Raw genomic sequence first — 18,971 nt, forward strand, 5'->3', positions numbered from 1 at the left:
ACGATTCGACGGTTTGACGTGGGACTATACAGCCCGCGGCGAGTCCTGCGTAGATGCCGCAGCGGGACGTTCGGCCAACCAGGCCCGCCATGCCGACGGCGCCTGTGCCCAGACTTCGGTATGCAGCCAGCGCATGCGCTGCGGATCGGCGAGCAACCGGCGTTGTTCGTCGGCGTCCAGCGCGTCCGGCCCGTTGTCGAGCGCACGTTCGGACAGCAGTTGACGATATTCGGTGATGGCCGCCGTGAGCGACCGATCGTGGCCCTGCATGCCGATATGCAAGGCGTTGATCACCGGATCGACCACCGCTTCTGCGAAGCCGGCTTCTGCCGGCGCTCCGGCCTCGAGTTCGACCACCCGGGCGAGCTCGGCCGGCGCATGCCGCTCTTCGGGAATGAGTTGCAGATCGTGACGGCGCAGCCAGATACCCAAATCAGCACGCGATGTCAGCACCGTAATCGCCGGGGCGATGATCAGCGGCACCAGAATCGGCGCCAGCCACGGCGCGAAACCCGGGGTATACCACAGCAATACCGCGCCCCAGCCGAGCGCCAGCAACATCCCCCAGATATGAAAGCGTAGCGCCCGCGACCACGGCACCTGCGCATCAGCACGCTGCTGCGAATTCCATTTCACCTGCTTGCCGCTGAGCGTGGTGAATACGAAACGCGTGTGCGCGAGCATTCGTATGGGCGCGAGCAGCGACGTGAGCACGATTTCGATGAGCGTCGATGCCACCAGGTTGCCCACGCCGCCGAACTCACGCTGCTTGCCCTTGGCGATAATCATCACCACGCCAAGAATCTTGGGCAGAAACAGCACAACGAGCGTGGCCACGAACAGGCTCAGCGCCCAGATCGGTTGCCATACCGGCCAGGCTGGAAACAGCGCGCCCGCCACCGGGAAATAATCCGGTGTACGCAATGCTTCCATGACCGCTTCGATACTCGAAAGCAGCAGAAAGACGAACCAGATCGCAGCCGACGTATAGGCCATCACGCCGTTGGCGAACAGCGCGCGATGCGCCGGGGCGAGATTGTCCGAAAACAGCAGCCTGATGTGTTGAATATTACCTTGGCACCAGCGCCGATCGCGTCCGAGCTCATCGAGCAGTGTGGGCGGCACCTCTTCGTAGCTGCCAGGTAGATCGTAGGCGATAAACACGCCCCAGCCGGCCCGACGCATGAGCGCGGCCTCGACGAAATCATGGCTGAGAATATCGCCCGACAAGGCCCCGCTGCCCGGTAGGCGCGGCAACGCACAGTGGGCCATGAACGGCTCGATACGAATGATCGCGTTGTGGCCCCAGTAGTGGGCGTTGTCCAGATGCCAGAAATGCAGCCCGGCAGCGAACATACGTCCGTACACACGGGTGGCGAACTGCTGCACCCGGGCCAGCACGCTGTCGCGATTGACCGCGGTGGGCGGCGTCTGGATCAGCCCCGCCCCCGGATTGGCCTGCATCCGATCGACGAGTGCGGTGAGCGTATTACCGGCCATGATGCTGTCGGCATCGAGCACGATCATGTACCGATAGTGCCCACCCCAACGGCGACAGAAATCGGCCAGATTGCCGCTTTTGCGTTTGACCCGGGCACGACGGCGCCGATAGAACAGGCGACCGAACGCGTCCAGCGTGCGACAGCTTTCGGCCCAGGCGTTTTCCTCCGCGATTACGGTATCGGGCTTGACCGAATCGCTGAGTACGAAGAAATCGAACTCCTCGAGTCGGCCCGTGGCCTGTACCGATTCGTAAATCGCACGCAGCCCCGCGAACGTACGAGTCACGTCTTCTTCGTAGATCGGCATGACGATCGCGGTGCGTGCATCGCCGTCGACCGGCGGCTTGCGCGGCGGTGGGCCGCTTGGCGGATCGCTGCACACGAGATAACGATCGCCGCGCCAGAGCACGAAAAACCCGGAGAGCGCCGTCCAGAAACCCACCAGAATCCAGGCAAACAGCATGAATGCGGCCGCCAGAATGAAGGTCTCGAGCACGGTGGCACCGCGATGCGGCAACACGGTCGCCATGTACGCCGCAGCGCCGGCCGCCGGAAATGCCACCATCAATGCCAGCAGGGTCTGGCGCCAGCGCACCACGCTCTTGAGCCGGCTCGGCACCGACTTGGACAGACCGTGATTGCTACGCCCCATCCACGGCAGGAGCCGCCACGGCCGACGGTCGATATCAGCGGGCGACATCGGCCACCGATTGAGCGGTGGCATCGCGGCGCTGCGCAAGGCACCGGCGGTGGGCGGCCGTGTCTCGCGCTCGTGACGCAGCTTCGGGTAGCTGTCGTGCAGCCGCCCCATCAGTTTGCGATCGTCTGCCTCGAGTTCTGGTTCTACGTGCGCGCTTTCGAGTTCGTTGTGCAACAAGTCGAGCGCGGCACGCCGATCGGCCGGCTCGGCGTCGAGTACGCGAGCACGCAAACGTCGGCGCTTGTCGTCAGCCAGACCCAGATGCGACAGATAGGCATCGATGGCGTCGATGATCTCGACCACGGTGTTGGAATCGCTCACGGTGATAAGGCGTAACTCCAGGTCTCGGTGAGCGCGCCACCATCGGCGCCTGCGAGGTACGCACGCAGCTCCAACGGTGTCTTGAGCGAATCGGTCGGCACGAGGAAGGTGAGTCTCCAACCACCGGTATGCGGATTACGCACGGCTTCGATGTTATTGATAGTGGCATCGCGCATGGCGTTGACCCGCGGCTGTACGTTCGCCGGATCGCTGAGCTTGCCCAGTTCGCCGCCGACGAAGTCGATCGCCACACGAATGGTGTTGCGTGGCTGACCAGGGGTCACCGCCGCACGGCCGATACGCGACGCCGCGGTATGAGCAAGCGACGCCGGGCTGGCGAGCTCCATGCCCCATTTAACGGTATACGCGTAGTGCAGACGCGCGCCCGCGGTGACCGGATCGTTGGGCACCCAGTACAGCGCAATGTTGTCGTTCACTTCGCTGTCGGACGGAATTTGAACGAGTTCCAGATGTCCCCGGCCCCAGTCGCCTTCTGGCGTAATCCATGCGCCGGGCCGTTTTTCGTATTCGTACTCCAGATCCTGGTAGTGATCGAACTCGCGATCACGCTGGAGCAGACCGAAGCCGCGCACGTTGTCGGCGGAGAGCTGGTTCATCGACAGCCGTTGCGGGTTGCGTAACGGGCGCCACAGCCATTCGCCGTTGGTCGCAGAAATAAGCAACCCGTCGGAATCGTGGACTTCGGGGCGATAGTCGTCGAGGCGCGCCAGGCTGTTTTCGCCCCACATGAACATGCTGGTGAGCGGTGCGACCCCGAGTTTGCCGATCGCCTTGCGCGTGAACAGCGTCGCGTCAACGCGCGTTTTGGTGGAATCGCCCGGCGTTATATCGAAGCGATAGGCACCAGCGGCACTGGGCGAGTCGAGCAGCGCATAGGCTGTGACCGTCTTGTCCTGCGGTTTTGGCCGCACCAACCAGAAGCTCACGAATGCGGGAAATTCTTCGCCCTTGTCGCTGCCTGTATCGATCGCCAGACCGCGTGCAGACAACCCATAGTGCTGACCGCCGCCGAGCGCACGAAAATACGACGCGCCGAGGAACGACGCGATCTCGTCGAGCTTTCCGGGGGTATCGAGTTCATGCATGAACCTCAGCCCGGCATAGCCGAGATCGTCGGGAATGCGGGCGCGCAGTTCGTCGTTCGGATACTGGAAACGGTTCTTGTCGAACCGGAACTCGCCGACGCCGCCATCGTTGATCAGATGCATCTTCACCGGGTGCGTGTAATACGAACCCGGGTGATAGAACATGGCCTCGAACGGCAGCTGCATATCGTGCCAGAGCGCGCTGTCGGCCTTGTAGCTGATCTGTTCAAGCGCTGAAAAATCGAAATCCTGCAGGAACTGCGGAATCTGGGGCGGTGGGGTATAGGGTTTCGCCGCCAGCGCCTCGGCCTTGGCGACTACGCTGTTGTAGTCGAATGCGTTGGGCTTTTTCTCAGCGCCGCTCCCATCGGTCGTCTGCGCCGCAGAAGCGGGCTTGCCCGCCGGGTTGGACGAATCCTGTGCTGTCGCGGGCAGCGCCAAAGCCGCGCCGAGCACGACGAAACAGGCAAATATGCCGGCAGGCCAATGCCTTGTCATGTATCACTCCAGTGTTGCCCGGCCATCCCGCCACCCTGCTACCGACCTCGGGTACGGCTGGCGAGTTCCCCCTCGTCTATGCGTAATAATAACCCATCAAAAGACATGCCAGTTACGCCGGCTCGACTCAGCGGCGACGCTGCCAGGGTAGACGCAGGGTTTCGGCCATAGTCCGAATACCGGGCATGATTGCTCCGGTGCTCTGGGTGAAATTGACCGTCATCTGCAGGTCGTCGCCGACATCCGGCGTGGGCGCCCAGCCGGCTGACAGATAATTGACGCTTAAATCGATACGGTCACTCAGCTGAGACAGGCCCAGATTCAATCCAGCCCGCGCGGCACGCCCGCCCGGCTGGTAACGGCTGTCGCCGAGCGCAAACGTCGGCGACACTTCGGCCTCGAGGCCGGCGATACGCAATCCGCGGCTGGCCGACAAACGCCACAGGCTGCCGTCGACCGGCAGATCGAGCGGCGCGTCCATGCTCGCGTCGTACCAGCCCAGACTGCTGTTCATTCTCCAGTCGCGCCACTGCACGGTACGCGCGGCAAGCTCCAATGCGAGCGGTGTATTGCCACCGGCTCGCGTGTCGACCGGCGCGCCCAGTTCAGCGCGGAACTGCCACGGTCGACCGATATCGGTGGCGTTACTCTTGCGCGACAGCAGGAACGTCTGTGCTAACGCAGCTTCGCTGCGCAGGGGTGAAGGCTCATGCAATCGCAGATCATGCGAGAGCTGCCAGCTGGAACCCATCGGGCGGCTCGCTTGGAGGCCAAAGCCTCTGTCACCCGCCACCACCGAGCTGCCCAGGGCATTGAATTGCGCGTCGGCCTGAAAATAGCTCAGTGTCAGTTCGTTGACGCCCAGCGACTGAGCAAGTCCCACGCTGGCAGCACGGCCCGAGATCACATCGCCGTTATCCGCGGTGTTGCTGACCTGTGCCACTTCCGTGGCCAGATCCGGCATATACCAACGGCCGCCCAGATCCAGCCGATTTTCTGCACGCATGAGGGTCTGACCGCCACCGAGCGCAGCGCCGTCACCTTCGGTACGCAGCGCGGACGCGCGCAGCGTCGACCCCGTCGGGGCGCCCCCCTGCCATTGTAAGCCGCTGGTCAGATAACGTTGCTGGGGCGTACTGAGCGCGTCCACGCCGAAAAATGCCTCGGCGCGTCCCAGACCCTGTCGCACTTTCGAGAGATCCACTTCGCGCTCTTCGCCATGAATCGTGCGCTCAAAGGACGACGACATGAACGGAGAAATCGATTTGGTGGGACCGCCAACCGCCAACGCAGGGCACACGAGCAGCAGACTCGCGACGAGCCGGATAGCGGATCGAGTTGCAAGACCCTGACGCGGCATGCCGGGTACCGAAGTAATAGTTGAATGTCGCAATGCAACAACCTAGACGATCGCTGTGCGTACGACAAGTTAACCGTTACATGTGAACCGGTTTATAAGATACGCAAGCGATCGCGGCGGCGCCTGTCCCGACTGTTACCGGTTTGAACGCAGCTTCTTGACGATGCTCAACCGCGCGGCTGCTTCGGCCAACTCGGACTGAGCACGCGCGATATCCGTCTTGTCATCGGCCTTGGCCAGATTTTCTTCAGCACGCTGCTTCGCCTTTTCGGCTGCGGCTTCATCGATATCCGCTGCGCGCTCGGCCGTATCGGCCATAACGGTGACCAGATGCGGCTGAACCTCGAGCACGCCGCCCGATACAAAGAACTGCTGTTCTTCCTGGCCTTCCTGCTGGATACGAACCTGCCCGGGCCGCATGCGCGTGAGCAGCGGTGCGTGGCGCGGCGCGATCCCGACTTCGCCCAGTTCGGCGGCGACGAACACCATGGTCGCCGAACCGGAATAGATCTGGCCTTCGGCACTGACGAGGTCAACGTGTAGTTTCATATCGCTGCTCTAGGAAAGGAGAAGGCCGATACCGCACTTCGGCATCGGCCGTCGTTGCATTCCGGCGGCTATCAGGCCGCCTTCTTGCCCATATCTTCGCCCTTCTTCACGGCTTCGTCGATCGTGCCGACCATGTAGAACGCCTGCTCGGGCAGATGATCGTAGTCGCCATCGACGATGCCGCGGAAGCCGCGGATCGTCTCCGACAGCGATACGTACTTGCCGGGCGAGCCGGTGAACACTTCGGCCACGAAGAACGGCTGCGACAGGAAGCGCTCGATCTTACGGGCACGCGATACGGACAGCTTGTCTTCTTCCGACAGCTCGTCCATACCGAGAATGGCGATGATGTCCTTGAGCTCGCGATACCGCTGCAGGGTCTCCTGGACGTCGCGCGCGGTCTGGTAGTGATCGTTGCCGACCACGTTCGGGTCCAGCTGACGCGAGGTCGAGTCGAGCGGATCCACCGCCGGATAGATACCACGTTCGGCGATACCACGCGCCAACACGACGGTGGCGTCCAAATGCGCGAAGGTGGTGGCCGGCGAGGGGTCGGTCAAGTCGTCCGCGGGCACGTATACGGCCTGCACCGAGGTAATCGACCCCGTCTTGGTGGAGGTAATACGTTCCTGGAGCAGACCCATTTCCTCGGCCAGCGTCGGCTGATAGCCCACCGCGGACGGCATACGGCCCAGCAGCGCCGAGACTTCGGTGCCGGCGAGCGTGTAACGGTAGATGTTGTCGATGAACAACAGAACGTCACGGCCTTCGTCACGGAAGAATTCGGCCATGGTCAGGCCGGTCAGCGCCACACGCAGACGGTTACCCGGCGGCTCGTTCATCTGGCCGTAGACCAGGGCCACCTTGTCGATAACGTTGGACTCCTGCATTTCGTAGTAGAAGTCGTTGCCTTCACGGGTACGCTCGCCGACGCCGGCAAACACCGAGTAGCCCGAGTGTTCGGCCGCGATGTTGCGGATAAGCTCCATCATGTTCACGGTCTTGCCCACACCGGCACCGCCGAACAGGCCGACCTTACCGCCCTTGGCGAAGGGGCAGAGCAGATCGATGACCTTGATGCCCGTTTCCAGCAGCTCCTGACCGCCCGACTGATCTTCGAAGGACGGTGGGGCGCGATGGATCGGTGCCGTTTCATCGGCGCCGATATCGCCATTCTTATCGATCGGATGGCCTAGCACGTTCATGATGCGGCCCAGGGTCTTCTGGCCGACCGGAACCGAAATCGGCTTGCCGGTATTCTCGACCGCGGCACCACGGGACAGACCTTCGGTCACGCCCATGGCAATGCAACGCACCACGCCGTCGCCGATCTGCTGCTCGACTTCGAGCACGAGATCTTCACCGCCCTCGACCTTGAGAATCAGTGCGTCGAAAATCCGGGGCAACGATTCGCGATCGAATTCCACGTCCACGACCGGACCGATGATCTGTACGACTTTACCGCTACTCATATCCGATTCCTCACCTGGGCAGCGTCGGCTGCCGAACTGTGTCTGGTGTGTCTTGCCTGCGGGCCGCTACGAAACGGCTGCCGCGCCGGCCACGATTTCAGACAGCTCTTGCGTAATCGCTGCCTGACGCTGTTTGTTGTACTCGAGCTGAAGGTCGTCGATGATGTCGCCCGCGTTGTCGGAAGCCGATTTCATGGCGACCATACGCGCTGCCATCTCGCAGGCCACGTTCTCGACCACGCCCTGATAAACCTGGGCTTCAACATAACGCACCAGGATCGATTCGAGCAGCTCCGCGGGCTCCGGCTCGTAAATGTAGTCCCAGTGATCGGGCAGCTCTTCGTCCTCGTCCTCCGGCACCGGCAAAAGCTGCTGGATGTCGGGGCGCTGGGTCATCGTGTTGACGAACTCGTTACCCATCAGGAACAGCCGATCGATGCTGCCTTCGCGATAATCGTCGAGCATGACCTTAATGGTGCCGATCAGGTCTTCCAGATGCGGCTGATCGCCCAGATCGGTGACCTCGGCCTTGATGTCCTTGATGCGACGGAAAAAGCTCGCCGCCTTGCGACCCACGACGACGATATCGACCGGCACGTTCTTCTTGTCCCACTCGCGCAGCTCACCGAGCACCTTGCGGAACAGGTTGATGTTCAGGCCGCCACACAGGCCGCGATCGGTCGAGATGACGATCATCCCGACACGGTTGACCTCGCGTTCGACCATGAACGGATGCTGGAAGTCCGGATTCGCCTGAGCCAGGTGGCCGATGGTGCGCCGAATCTTCTGCGCGTACGGACGCGCCGCCTCGACGCGCTCCTGAGCCTTGCGCATCTTCGACGCCGCGACCATTTCCATGGCCTTGGTGATCTTCTGCGTATTTTCTACGCTCTTGATCTTTGTTTTGACTTCCTTGCCGCCGGCCATCAGTGGACTCCGTTGGTGGACTCAGGAACGCGGGGTGCTACCACGTATGGGTTTCCTTGAATTCCTTCATCGCCGCGTGCAACGACGACTTGATTTCGTCGCCGTAATCGCCGGTGTCGTTGATCTTGTCCACCAGCTCTTTCTGCTCGCTTTCCATGTACTGATGCAGCGCCGCTTCGAAGTCGGTGACCTTGTCGGCATCGACGTCGTCGAGGTAGCCCTCTTCCGCTGCGAACAGTGAGGAGGCAGTCAGGGCAACCGACAACGGGTTGTACTGCTTCTGAATCATCAGCTTGGTAACACGCTCACCGTGCTCGAGCTGCTTGCGGGTGGCGTCATCAAGGTCCGAAGCAAACTGCGCGAACGCCGCCAGTTCACGGTACTGGGCCAGGGCCAGACGAATACCGCCACCGAGCTTCTTGATGATCTTGGTCTGGGCCGAACCACCCACACGCGACACCGACAGGCCGGCGTTCACGGCGGGCCGAGTACCGGCGTTGAACATATCCGTTTCCAGATAGATCTGACCGTCGGTGATCGAGATCACGTTGGTAGGCACGAACGCCGAGACGTCACCCGCCTGGGTCTCGATGATCGGCAGCGCGGTGAGCGAACCGGTCTTGCCGGTGACCTTGCCACCGGTGAGCTCTTCCACGTAGTCCGCGTTGATACGCGAAGCGCGCTCCAACAACCGTGAATGCAGATAGAACACGTCACCCGGATAGGCTTCGCGGCCCGGCGGGCGACGCAGCAGCAGCGAAATCTGACGATAGGCCACAGCCTGCTTGGACAGATCGTCATAGACGATCAGAGCGTCTTCGCCCTTGTCGCGGAAGAATTCGCCCATCGAGCAGCCGGCGTACGGCGCGATGTACTGCAGGGCAGGCGAGATCGCAGCACCCGCCGCGACGACGATGGTGTGATCCATCGCGCCTTCCTGCTCGAGCTTGCGCACAACGTTGGCGATCGAGCTGTTCTTCTGCCCGATGGCCACATAGATGCACTTAATGCCCGTGTTCTTCTGGTTGATGATGGCGTCGATCGCGATCGCGGTCTTGCCGATCTGGCGATCGCCAATGATCAGCTCACGCTGGCCGCGGCCGATCGGAATCATCGCGTCGATCGACTTCAGACCGGTCTGCACCGGCTCATCCACCGACTGACGCTCGATCACGCCCGGCGCAACCTTCTCGATCGGCGAGGTTTGGGTCGCGCCCAGCTCACCCTTGCCGTCAATCGGAATACCCAGCGGATCGACCACACGACCCAACAGCTCGTCGCCCACCGGCACTTCCAGAATACGCCCGGTCGTCTTGACCTCGGCGCCTTCCGAAATATGGGTGTACTCACCCATGAGCACCGCACCGACCGAGTCCCGCTCCAGGTTGAGCGCGATACCGTAGGTACCGCCCGGGAACTCGAGCATTTCGCCCTGCATCGCGTCGGCCAGGCCGTGGATTTTTGCAATCCCGTCGGCGAGGCTCACAAGCGTGCCGACATTGCGCGACTCGGTGACGGAATCGAAGTTTTCGATCCGTTTCTTGATCAGGTCTGAAATTTCCGACGGATTGAGTTGCATTGACCTTATTCCTCTATATCCATGTCGCTGCGGCGAGCTGCCGCCAGCGGATGATCGCCTATGGGTCGGACTATTGCGCGAGCGACTGGCGCATGCGCTCGAGCTGTGCGCGCAATGAACCGTCGATCACCAGATCACCGGCGCGAATCACGGCCCCGCCGATCACGTCTTCATCCTGTTCGAACGTCAGCCGAACGCTGCGATCGAGTCGTTTCTCCAGCGACTTGGCCAAAGCCGAGCGCTGCTCTTCAGAAAACTCGACCGCCGACGTCACGCTGACATCCACACGATGCTCGGCCTGCGCCTTACGCTGCTCGTAGAGCGTGGCAATCGCGGGCGCTAGACCCAGACGCCCGTTGGCCACCAGCAGCCGCACCAGGTTTTCACTGGAATCGTCCAGATCTTCGCTGCCGATTTCGATGACCACCTCGGCCAACCGACTATCCGCAACTTCCGGGTTGTTCAGAAGCATTGCCACATCGGGGTTAGAGACGATGGTCGATAGCGCGTTGAGCGCTTGCGACCATTCGTCCAACCGACCCTGCGACTCGGCAAGCTCGAACACGGCTTCGGCATAGGGCCGTGCCAGCGTCTGCGTCTCGGCCATGGCTAACGAATCTCCGCGACGAGATCGTCGATGATGTCGTTATGTGCCTTGGCGTCGATCTCACGCTTGAGAATACGCTCGGCACCGACAACCGCCAGCGAGCCCACCTCACGTCGCAGATCTTCCTTGGCAGACGCCACGGCTTGATCGATCTCTTCACGCGCGGCGGTGACGATGCGCTCGCCTTCGGCGCGCGCGTCTTCCCGTGCCCGTTCGAGGGTATCGTCGGCCTGACGCTGCGCATTGGTCAGGATTTCCTGAGCCTGCGTGCGTGCCTTAGCGACCATTTCCTCGGCCTTGGCAGTGGCTTCGTTCAACTCGCGGGCGCCGCGTTCGGCGGCCGCCAAGCCTTCGCTGATCCGCTTCTGACGATCACGCATAGCCTGCATGATCGGCGGCCATACGAATTTCATGGTGAACCAGACGAAGACCGCGAAGACGATCATCTGGGCCAACAGTGTGGCATTGATGCTCATGGGTTATCCCTGGCTTTCGTAACTCGACTTAAGCGACTAGGCGAAACCGGGTATTAGGCGCCGCCAGACTGCACGGCCGCCAGGAACGGGTTGGCGAACGTCAGGAACAGGGCGATACCCACGCCGATCATGGACACGGCGTCCAACAGGCCGGCAATCAGAAACATACGGCCGGTCAACATCGGAGCCATTTCCGGCTGACGGGCGAGACCTTCCAGGAATTTGCCGCCCAGCAGGCCGAAGCCCAGCGCGGTACCGATAGCGCCGAAGCCGATCAGCATCGCAACGGCAATGGCGGTCATGCCCTGGACGTCAGCAATTGCTTGTTCCATTTTCTACTCTCCAGTTTACGAGTCAGTTGGGTCAGTGGTCAGTTAATGCGTCGATCAGTGGTGCTCTTGCGCCATGCTGAGATAAACGATGGTCAGCATGCCGAAGATATACGCCTGCAAGGTGATCACCAGGATATGGAAAATCGCCCAGCCCACACCGAGCAGCACCTGCAGAATAAACATGGGCACAGCCAGAAGACTGGCGCCCGCGCCGAGCGTGAACACGGCGATCAGAATGAAGATCAGCTCGCCAGCGTAAAGATTACCGAACAGTCGCAGCGACAAAGAGACGGGCTTGGCCACGGTCTCGACCACGAACAGCGCGAAGTTGAATGGCGCCAACCATGGCCCGAACGGGTGGGTAAGCGTTTCCTTGAGAAAACCCAGCCCGCCTTTGATCTTCACGCTATAGAACATCATCAGCAGGAACACCGAGATCGACAGCCCGAACGTGATATTCAGATCGGTCGACGGTACAACCTTGAGGTATTCGATGCCGCTGGCATGGGCCGCTGCCGGCAGCGCATCCACCGGAATCAGGTCCATGAAGTTCATCAAAAAGACCCAGACGAAAATGGTCAGCGCCAGCGGCGCGATCAGCTTCGACTGCCCGTGATAGATGTCACGAACCTGGGTATCGGTGAAATCGACGATCATCTCGACGAAGTTCTGCAAGCCGCCCGGCTCGGTCGCCGTCGCCTTCTTCGCCGCCATGCGGAAGAAGAACAGAAAGAACACGCCAAGAATAATGGAGAAGAACAGGCTATCGACGTTGAGCACCCAAAAACCGCTCGCATGACCGTCGAAGGACATGCTCGTCAGATCGAACTTGAGGTTCGTCAGATGATGCTGGATGTATTGGGTAGCGGAGCTTCCGCCTTCGGCACTGGCCATACGATTTGTCCTCGATGAAAGCCTATGTCGAACCCGCTGCCATTCCTGCCAGCTAGCGCGTCAATATGAGGGCAAGCCAGTAACAAGCCAGGCAAGCCACGTACGTTCCCAGCAGCACAAGAAACTGCTGGCCAAATAAAAGGGCTGCCGTGAAAAACAGCCCTACGGTCAATCCTAATTTTCCCAACTCGCCCCAATAAAAGGCACGAGCCATTGTCGACGCATCCACCTGTTGGCGGCGCGGCAACATCCACAGCGCCATCCATAATCCCGGCACTGCCGCCACGACCGCGCCGAACAGGGCAGCGGCAGACGATTCCCAGCCCATCGTAGCGCCGAATACGGCAGCCATGACGAAACCGGTAACGACCTGCGCGCCCAGTACGGCCCAGGCAAGGCGCATGTTACGCAGACGTGGTCGGGATATCACAACAGCAATCCCCCACCGCGACCCCGGACTGACACGCGATTTTCTCGCGGCATGCCCGGCGCTCGGCGGACTATAGACAAAGCGAAATGGAAGGTCAATCGCGCTGAAAACGCCTGTTATTTACAACAAAACGCTTTATAGCTGCTACTTCAGACGATCGAGCAAGTTATCGAGTTCGCCCGCGTTCGGATAGTCGATGACCACCCGCGCACGGCCGCCGCGCTGCGAGCGCACCGTGACCTTTGCCCCGAGGGATTCACCGAGCTCGCGCTCGAATCGCACCAGCCGGTTGCTCTGGCGCGGCGCGGCCTCAGCGTCTTTCTCTGCCATGGCGGAGGCGACCAGCGCTTCGGTCTGGCGCACGGTCAGCTGGCGCGCGGCGACACGTGCGGCGAGATCGGCCTGCAACGCGTTCGGGGCGCCCAAAAGCGCGCGCGCATGGCCCATCTGAATATCGCCAGCGCGTAGCAACGCCTGCGCCTCTGGAACCAGCTCCGCCAATCGCAACAGATTGGAAACGCTTGCCCGCGAACGCCCCACAGCCTGCGCACAGGCGGCGTGGGTCATGCCGCATTCCTCGATCAACCGGCGCAGGGCTGCTGCCTCCTCGAGCGGGTTGAGATCTTCACGCTGAATATTCTCGATGAGTGCGACCGCCATGGCGGCTTCATCGGCCATGGGCCGCACCACGGCGGGCACGGAATCGAGACCGGCCAGACGCGCGGCGCGCCAGCGCCGCTCGCCGGCAACGATCTCGTAGCCACCATCGGCTTCACGCACGACCAATGGCTGCACCACGCCTTGCGTACGAATCGACTGCGCAAGCGCCTCGAGCGCCTCCGCGTCCATGTCGCGGCGGGGCTGATAACGGCCCGGGCGCAAAGCATCGAGCTCGAGCTCGACGAGTTCGCTACCGGTTTGTGGCGTATCGTCGAAATCGTTGGAGAGCAGCGATTCCAGACCGCGCCCCAGTCCTCGTTTTTTTTGTGCCATAGCCCGATCTTGTTTGTGTGATGCGCTCAGCCGGCGTTACGCCGGCGCCGCCCGAACAACGACGTCATCGCGCGGCGTGCGCCCTTGCGCGGCGCATCGATGACTTCGCTATCGTCGCGTCCGAGGATTTCGGCCGCGAGTTGGCGATAGGCCGCCGCGCCCGACGCCGCGTTATCGTACTGCATGATCGGCACGCCGTGGCTGGGCGCTTCGGCCAGCCGCACGTTACGCGGGATGCAGGTGTCGTAGACAGCGCTGCCGAAATAGTCGATCAGCTGGGCCGAAACATCCCCGGTCAGACGATTGCGCGGATCGTGCATGGTGCGCAACACGCCTTCGATGATCAGATCCGGATTCATCATCTTGCGCACGCTTTCGATGGTTTCGAGCAGGTCGGACAAGCCCTCGAGCGCGTAGTACTCGCACTGCATGGGAATGATCACGCCGCGCGCAGCCGCCAGCGCGTTGACCGTAAGCATCGACAAGGCGGGCGGGCAATCAATGATCACGTAGTCGAAGCTGTCCGAGATTTCCGCCAGCGCTTTCTTGAGCGCAAGCCGCCCGTTCTTGCGATCGCGCAGGCCGACTTCGGCCGCGGTCATGTCGCCATTGGCGCCCAGCAAAAAGAACTGGCCGTCGAGCACCACCTGCAAGGCTTCGGAGACGCCCTTGTCGCCGAGCAGAAAATCGCAGACGGTGGCTTCGAGCGCGTTCTTGTCCACACCCACGCCCATGGTGGCGTTGCCCTGGGCGTCCATATCCACCAACAGCACGCGCTGTTCGGCCTCGGCCAGCGCAGCCGCGAGGTTGATGCTCGTCGTCGTCTTGCCGACGCCGCCTTTCTGATTGGCAATGGCGATGATGTTACTCATGGCCGCTCAGTCTAATGGACTCGTGAAGCGGATGTTATGCGCAAGCGGCGCTCGCGCGAATTAAGCTAGATTAATCCAGGCTCCAGAATCGCCAGATGGCGGTCGGCCTCCAGGCCAGGCACGCTCAGCGCAACGGTATCCACATGCCGGAAATCCAGCGGCAGGTCGACGAGTTCTTCAGCCGGATCGCGACCTTTCATCAACAGAAAACGCCCGCCCGGCGCGATCAGATGGCCAGCCAGGCGCGCACATTCGTCCGCCGCCGCAAAAGCCCGACAGATCACGCTATCGAACTTGTCCGTACTTTCGAACGATTCGACGCGCTCTTGAACCACCGTGACGTTATCCAGCTCCAGGCGCCGGCGCGCGTGGCGCAGAAACGCCGCCTTCTTGCGATTGGCTTCCACCACCGTTACCGCCATGCGCGGGCGCGTGATTGCGATCACCAGCCCCGGCAGGCCCGGCCCGCTACCGATATCGGCCACCGAGGCGCCCGTTACAAAATCCAGTACCGACAGGCTGTCGAGCAGATGTCGCGTCACCATCGCCAGCGGATCGCGTACCGCGGTGAGGTTGTAGGTGGCATTCCAGGTCGACAATTCGCGTAAATACGCAATCAACTGCGCCTGCGCTGGCGCGCCCACATCGATGCCAAGCGTCTCGATTCCAGCGGCCAAACGCCGCTCGCAGGCGCCCCAATCCGTCATCGCCATACTTCTCCCATCGTGATCCCGCCTCGTGTCAGCCGCGCAGGATAGCGATTTTAACCGCCTGCTTCGTAATCGCGCGCCATGTCGCGCGCGCATAGAGTTGTTTTACGCTGCATCTTCGCTTGATCGAACATCTTGTTTACAACGCCAAGGCAGCCCATGACCAACCCGCACGCCACGACGCGCGACAGCGCCCGCCCCGAGGCCGTAGCCAAACGCCACGGCCTGGGCAAACGCACGGCCCGCGAAAACATCGCTGACTTGTGCGATGCCGGTAGCTTCATGGAGTACGGTGCACTGGCAATCGCGGCCCAGCGCAGCCGCCGCACGCTCGATGAACTCAAGCACGACACACCGGCGGACGGGCTGATCGGTGGCGTGGCCCGAATCAACGGAAATATTTTCGACGCGGCGAACACACGCTGCGTAGTCATGAGCTACGACTACACCGTGCTTGCCGGCACCCAGGGCTATCAGAACCACCGCAAGACCGACCGCATGGTGGATATCGCTCGGCGTGAGCGCCTGCCGGTCGTATTCTTCACCGAAGGCGGGGGTGGCCGCCCTGGCGACACCGACGCCGCGCTTGTGGTCAATTCGGGACTCGAAGTCACGAGCTTCTATGCCTTTGCCCGTCTAAGTGGCCAGGTGCCGCTGATCGGCATCAATGCGGGGCGCTGCTTTGCCGGCAACGCGGCGTTCTTCGGCTGTTGCGATATCACCATCGCCACGCGCGACGCCAACCTGGGCATGGCCGGGCCAGCAATGATCGCTGGTGGCGGGCTGGGCGAATACGCGCCCGAGGATATCGGCCCGGCCAACGAGCAAGCCGCCATCGGCGTGATCGATATCCTCGTCGACGATGAAGCCGAGGCCGTCGCCACAGCCAAACGCTGTCTTTCTTTTTTCCAAGGCCCGAGCAACGCTTTTCAAGCACCGGACAGCCAGACCCTCAGCGACATCATGCCGACCAACCGGCGTATGACCTACGACGTACGCCGCATCGTCGTAGCACTTGCCGATATCGACTCGATGACCGAACTGGGCGCCAGCCATGCGCCCAACCTGGTAACCGCCTTCATTCGTATCGAGGGCAAGCCCGTCGGCGTACTGGCCAACAACCCGCGCAGCCTCGCCGGCGCCATCGATAGCACAGCGGCGCGCAAGGCCGCCCACTTCATGCGGCTTTGCGACACGCACGGCATACCACTGCTCACGCTGTGCGATACGCCGGGCATCATGGTCGGCCCCAAGGCCGAACAGACGGGCACTGTCGAGCATGCATCGCAGTTGTTCATTGCCGGCGCCAAGGTGCAGGTGCCGTGGTATGGCATCGTACTGCGCAAGGCCTACGGCCTCGGCGCCCAGGCCATGCTGGGCGGACACCTCAAGCGTCCCAATTTCACCGTGGCGTGGTCTAGTGGAGAATTCGGGCCCATGGGCGTCGAGGGCGCGGTCACACTCGGTTTTCGGCGCGAACTCGAAGCCATCGAGGATGAGAACGAACGCGCCGCACGCTATCAGCAGCTCGTGGATTCCATGTACGAGCAGGGCAAGGCCGAAAACGTGGCCAGCTATTTCGAGATCGACGATGTAATCGACCCCGCCGATTCGCGCCTCTGGCTGGCCGAGGCGCTTGTTGCGCAGTGACCAACGCCGACTAAAGCCGGCCCGGCCGAAGGCGCGATGCGGAAGTAGACCTCAGCCGTTCGCCTCGATCTTGGCCCAGGTATCGCGCAGCGGCACGATACGGTTGAACACCGGCTTGCCAGGCGCGTGATCGTGTCGGTCGGCCACGAAGTAGCCGATCCGCTCGAACTGCACGCGGTATTCCGGCTCGACCGTCGCCAGATCCGGCTCGATCACGCAGTTGTCGTAGACCGTGAGCGAATCGGGGTTGAGATCATCGAGCATGTCGCGATCGCCGCGCCCCGGATGTTCGGCCGCGAACAGGCGGTCGTACTGACGCACCGTGGCTTTCTTGCCGTGGCTGGCCGAGACCCAGTGAATCACGCCCTTGGGCTTGATGCCGTCGGCCGGGTTGTCGCCGAGCGTGTCGGGGTCATAAGTGCAGTGCACTTCCACAATCTCGCCGGCATCGTTCTTGACCACGTCGGTGGCCTCGATCACGTAGGCATTACGCAGGCGCACGCGCTTGCCCAGCACCAGGCGCTTGTATTTCTTGTTGGCCTCTTCACGAAAATCCTCTTTCTCGATGAGAATTTCGCGCGTGAAGGGCAACGTGCGCTCGCCCAGATCGTCGCGGTTTGGATGGCCCGCTGCAACAAGCTGCTCGACGTCGTCTTCCGGGTAGTTGGTGATCACGATCTTGAGGCCGTCGAGCACGCACATGGCGCGCGGCGCATTATTGTTCAGGTCGTCGCGGATAGCGTGTTCGAGCATGGCCGCATCCACCACACCGTCGGTACGTGCCACGCCGATGGTTTCGCAGAAATTGCGGATCGAGGCCGGCGTATAGCCACGCCGACGAATGCCGGCCAGTGTAGGCATGCGCGGGTCGTCCCAGCCATCGACCACGTTCTCGTCGATCAGGCGCTTGAGCTTGCGCTTGCTGGTAACGGTGTAGTTGAGATTGAGACGACCGAACTCGGTTTGTACCGGGCGGGCTGGCACCGGCAGATGTTCGATGAACCAGTCGTAGAGTGGGCGATGATCCTCGAATTCCAGCGTACAGATGGAATGGGTCACGCCCTCGATCGCGTCCGACTGGCCGTGGGCGAAGTCGTAAGAGGGGTAGATACACCACTGATCACCGGTCTGGTGATGGCTTGCATGGCGAATGCGATAGATCACCGGGTCGCGCAGGTTCATGTTGCCCGCGGCCATATCGATCTTGGCACGCAGCGAGGCCTGGCCTTCGCCGAATTCCCCCGCGCGCATCTTTTCGAACGCGGCCAGGTTTTCTTCCGGCGTGCGATCGCGATAGGGGCTATTCGTGCCGGGCGTGTTCCAGTCGCCGCGGTATTCGCGTGCCTGCTCGGAGGTCAGCTCATCGACATAGGCATCGCCGTTTTCGATCAAATGCAGCGCGTACTCGTAGAGCGTGTCGAAATAATCCGAGGTGAAGCGCACATGGCCGTCCCAGTCGAAGCCCAGCCAGTGCACGTCTTCCTGGATGGAATCGATGAAAGCCTGTTCTTCTTTTTCCGGGTTGGTATCGTCGAAACGCAGCCGGCAGCGACCGCCGAAATGTTCGGCCAGGCCGAAGTTCAGACAGATCGACTTGGCATGACCGATATGCAGAAAACCGTTCGGCTCAGGCGGAAAGCGTGTGACCACCTCGCCGACATGATCGCCGCGCTCGATCTGTTCGGCGATCATGTTGCGTACGAAGTTGTTGCCGGATTTGGACGTCGACGGTGCGTTGTCGCTCATAAATGCCACCCGCGCTCGTGCCCGCAAGCCGAACGAAAAACATGAAACAAGTCAGGGTCGAATTATAACGGCTCGGGGCGCCACTTTCGGGGCCGGTCTATCGCCGGGCCGCTTATGACAACCCGCACAGACGTTCAGCGCAGAGCGTGCGGCGCAATCCAGCAGGCCGGCCGGCGCCGAGGTCACGATAACTCGCCCTGCGCTCATATCAATGCGTGCCCGCGCTTGTAAAAAGGCCAGCGTCTCG

At 61.7% G+C, this 18,971-nt stretch carries 17 protein-coding genes; 1 reads left to right on the forward strand and 16 read right to left on the reverse strand.

All coding sequences use genetic code 11. From position 1 onward, the window contains the following. Nucleotides 1-24: 24 nt before the first annotated feature. From mdoH to rsmG, 15 genes are all read right to left on the reverse strand, one after another. Nucleotides 25-2,523 (reverse strand): glucans biosynthesis glucosyltransferase MdoH, encoded by a 2,499-nt coding sequence (gene mdoH, locus SSPSH_RS10475; RefSeq protein ID WP_006914550.1) that lies wholly within the window; start codon nt 2,521-2,523, stop codon nt 25-27. Further along, nucleotides 2,520-4,127, reverse strand: a complete 1,608-nt coding sequence (locus SSPSH_RS10480; RefSeq protein WP_006914549.1) for an OpgD/OpgG family glucan biosynthesis protein — start codon at nt 4,125-4,127, stop codon at nt 2,520-2,522. The genes mdoH and SSPSH_RS10480 overlap by 4 nt, the downstream gene beginning before the upstream one ends. 127 nt (nt 4,128-4,254) lie before the next feature. Continuing rightward, the gene (locus SSPSH_RS10485) at nt 4,255-5,376 is read right to left on the reverse strand and encodes a hypothetical protein (RefSeq protein ID WP_006914548.1); all 1,122 of its coding nucleotides are present in this window, start codon (nt 5,374-5,376) and stop codon (nt 4,255-4,257) included. Nucleotides 5,377-5,622: 246 nt separating this feature from the next. Then, on the reverse strand, nt 5,623-6,036 hold the full coding sequence (locus SSPSH_RS10490; RefSeq protein WP_006914547.1) for a F0F1 ATP synthase subunit epsilon: 414 nt from the start codon (nt 6,034-6,036) through the stop codon (nt 5,623-5,625). Nucleotides 6,037-6,107: 71 nt separating this feature from the next. Then, on the reverse strand, nt 6,108-7,508 hold the full coding sequence (gene atpD / locus SSPSH_RS10495) for a F0F1 ATP synthase subunit beta (RefSeq protein WP_006914546.1): 1,401 nt from the start codon (nt 7,506-7,508) through the stop codon (nt 6,108-6,110). A 66-nt stretch (nt 7,509-7,574) separates the two neighbouring features. Next, nucleotides 7,575-8,435, reverse strand: coding sequence for a F0F1 ATP synthase subunit gamma (gene atpG / locus SSPSH_RS10500; protein ID WP_006914545.1), 861 nt, complete (start codon nt 8,433-8,435; stop codon nt 7,575-7,577). A 37-nt stretch (nt 8,436-8,472) separates the two neighbouring features. Continuing rightward, nucleotides 8,473-10,014: a F0F1 ATP synthase subunit alpha gene (gene atpA, locus SSPSH_RS10505; RefSeq protein ID WP_006914544.1), complete on the reverse strand. Its 1,542-nt coding sequence runs from the start codon at nt 10,012-10,014 to the stop codon at nt 8,473-8,475. A 70-nt stretch (nt 10,015-10,084) separates the two neighbouring features. After that, complete coding sequence (locus SSPSH_RS10510; RefSeq protein ID WP_006914543.1) at nt 10,085-10,621, reverse strand: F0F1 ATP synthase subunit delta; 537 nt, start codon at nt 10,619-10,621, stop codon at nt 10,085-10,087. Between the two features lie 2 nt (nt 10,622-10,623). Beyond that, nucleotides 10,624-11,097 (reverse strand): F0F1 ATP synthase subunit B, encoded by a 474-nt coding sequence (locus tag SSPSH_RS10515; protein WP_006914542.1) that lies wholly within the window; start codon nt 11,095-11,097, stop codon nt 10,624-10,626. Between the two features lie 53 nt (nt 11,098-11,150). Beyond that, on the reverse strand, nt 11,151-11,429 hold the full coding sequence (gene atpE / locus SSPSH_RS10520) for a F0F1 ATP synthase subunit C (protein WP_006914541.1): 279 nt from the start codon (nt 11,427-11,429) through the stop codon (nt 11,151-11,153). 54 nt (nt 11,430-11,483) lie between these two features. After that, the gene (gene atpB, locus SSPSH_RS10525) at nt 11,484-12,323 is read right to left on the reverse strand and encodes a F0F1 ATP synthase subunit A (RefSeq protein ID WP_006914540.1); all 840 of its coding nucleotides are present in this window, start codon (nt 12,321-12,323) and stop codon (nt 11,484-11,486) included. Nucleotides 12,324-12,375: 52 nt separating this feature from the next. Beyond that, nucleotides 12,376-12,726, reverse strand: a complete 351-nt coding sequence (locus SSPSH_RS10530) for an ATP synthase subunit I (RefSeq protein WP_006914539.1) — start codon at nt 12,724-12,726, stop codon at nt 12,376-12,378. Nucleotides 12,727-12,897: 171 nt separating this feature from the next. Then, nucleotides 12,898-13,746 (reverse strand): ParB/RepB/Spo0J family partition protein, encoded by an 849-nt coding sequence (locus SSPSH_RS10535; protein ID WP_006914538.1) that lies wholly within the window; start codon nt 13,744-13,746, stop codon nt 12,898-12,900. A gap of 26 nt (nt 13,747-13,772) precedes the next feature. Beyond that, complete coding sequence (locus SSPSH_RS10540) at nt 13,773-14,618, reverse strand: ParA family protein (protein WP_006914537.1); 846 nt, start codon at nt 14,616-14,618, stop codon at nt 13,773-13,775. Nucleotides 14,619-14,683: 65 nt separating this feature from the next. Beyond that, a complete protein-coding gene (rsmG, locus tag SSPSH_RS10545; RefSeq protein ID WP_006914536.1) occupies nt 14,684-15,331 on the reverse strand; it encodes a 16S rRNA (guanine(527)-N(7))-methyltransferase RsmG in 648 nt (215 codons plus the stop codon). 156 nt (nt 15,332-15,487) lie between these two features. Here rsmG and SSPSH_RS10550 point away from each other — a divergent pair, with 156 nt between their 5' ends. After that, the gene (locus SSPSH_RS10550; RefSeq protein ID WP_006914534.1) at nt 15,488-16,978 is read left to right on the forward strand and encodes an acyl-CoA carboxylase subunit beta; all 1,491 of its coding nucleotides are present in this window, start codon (nt 15,488-15,490) and stop codon (nt 16,976-16,978) included. Nucleotides 16,979-17,029: 51 nt separating this feature from the next. Here SSPSH_RS10550 and SSPSH_RS10555 read toward each other — a convergent pair whose 3' ends face one another. Next, a complete protein-coding gene (locus SSPSH_RS10555) occupies nt 17,030-18,724 on the reverse strand; it encodes a glutamine--tRNA ligase/YqeY domain fusion protein (RefSeq protein ID WP_006914533.1) in 1,695 nt (564 codons plus the stop codon). Nucleotides 18,725-18,971: the final 247 nt, after the last annotated feature.

This window comes from Salinisphaera shabanensis E1L3A (assembly GCF_000215955.2).
Lineage (GTDB): Bacteria > Pseudomonadota > Gammaproteobacteria > Nevskiales > Salinisphaeraceae > Salinisphaera > Salinisphaera shabanensis.

Bases quoted from the DNA above. Each gene is read 5' to 3' on its own strand.
- atpG (WP_006914545.1), bottom strand. From the start codon at position 8,435: ATGGCCGGCGGCAAGGAAGTCAAAACAAAGATCAAGAGCGTAGAAAAT.
- rsmG (WP_006914536.1), bottom strand. From the start codon at position 15,331: ATGGCGATGACGGATTGGGGCGCCTGCGAGCGGCGTTTGGCCGCTGGA.
- SSPSH_RS10515 (WP_006914542.1), bottom strand. From the start codon at position 11,097: ATGAGCATCAATGCCACACTGTTGGCCCAGATGATCGTCTTCGCGGTC.
- SSPSH_RS10540 (WP_006914537.1), bottom strand. From the start codon at position 14,618: ATGAGTAACATCATCGCCATTGCCAATCAGAAAGGCGGCGTCGGCAAG.
- SSPSH_RS10555 (WP_006914533.1), bottom strand. From the start codon at position 18,724: ATGAGCGACAACGCACCGTCGACGTCCAAATCCGGCAACAACTTCGTA.
- SSPSH_RS10490 (WP_006914547.1), bottom strand. From the start codon at position 6,036: ATGAAACTACACGTTGACCTCGTCAGTGCCGAAGGCCAGATCTATTCC.
- SSPSH_RS10535 (WP_006914538.1), bottom strand. From the start codon at position 13,746: ATGGCACAAAAAAAACGAGGACTGGGGCGCGGTCTGGAATCGCTGCTC.
- SSPSH_RS10480 (WP_006914549.1), bottom strand. From the start codon at position 4,127: ATGACAAGGCATTGGCCTGCCGGCATATTTGCCTGTTTCGTCGTGCTC.
- SSPSH_RS10530 (WP_006914539.1), bottom strand. From the start codon at position 12,726: ATGCGCCTTGCCTGGGCCGTACTGGGCGCGCAGGTCGTTACCGGTTTC.
- SSPSH_RS10550 (WP_006914534.1), top strand. From the start codon at position 15,488: ATGACCAACCCGCACGCCACGACGCGCGACAGCGCCCGCCCCGAGGCC.
- atpE (WP_006914541.1), bottom strand. From the start codon at position 11,429: ATGGAACAAGCAATTGCTGACGTCCAGGGCATGACCGCCATTGCCGTT.
- atpA (WP_006914544.1), bottom strand. From the start codon at position 10,014: ATGCAACTCAATCCGTCGGAAATTTCAGACCTGATCAAGAAACGGATC.
- SSPSH_RS10485 (WP_006914548.1), bottom strand. From the start codon at position 5,376: ATGTCGTCGTCCTTTGAGCGCACGATTCATGGCGAAGAGCGCGAAGTG.
- atpD (WP_006914546.1), bottom strand. From the start codon at position 7,508: ATGAGTAGCGGTAAAGTCGTACAGATCATCGGTCCGGTCGTGGACGTG.
- SSPSH_RS10510 (WP_006914543.1), bottom strand. From the start codon at position 10,621: ATGGCCGAGACGCAGACGCTGGCACGGCCCTATGCCGAAGCCGTGTTC.
- atpB (WP_006914540.1), bottom strand. From the start codon at position 12,323: ATGGCCAGTGCCGAAGGCGGAAGCTCCGCTACCCAATACATCCAGCAT.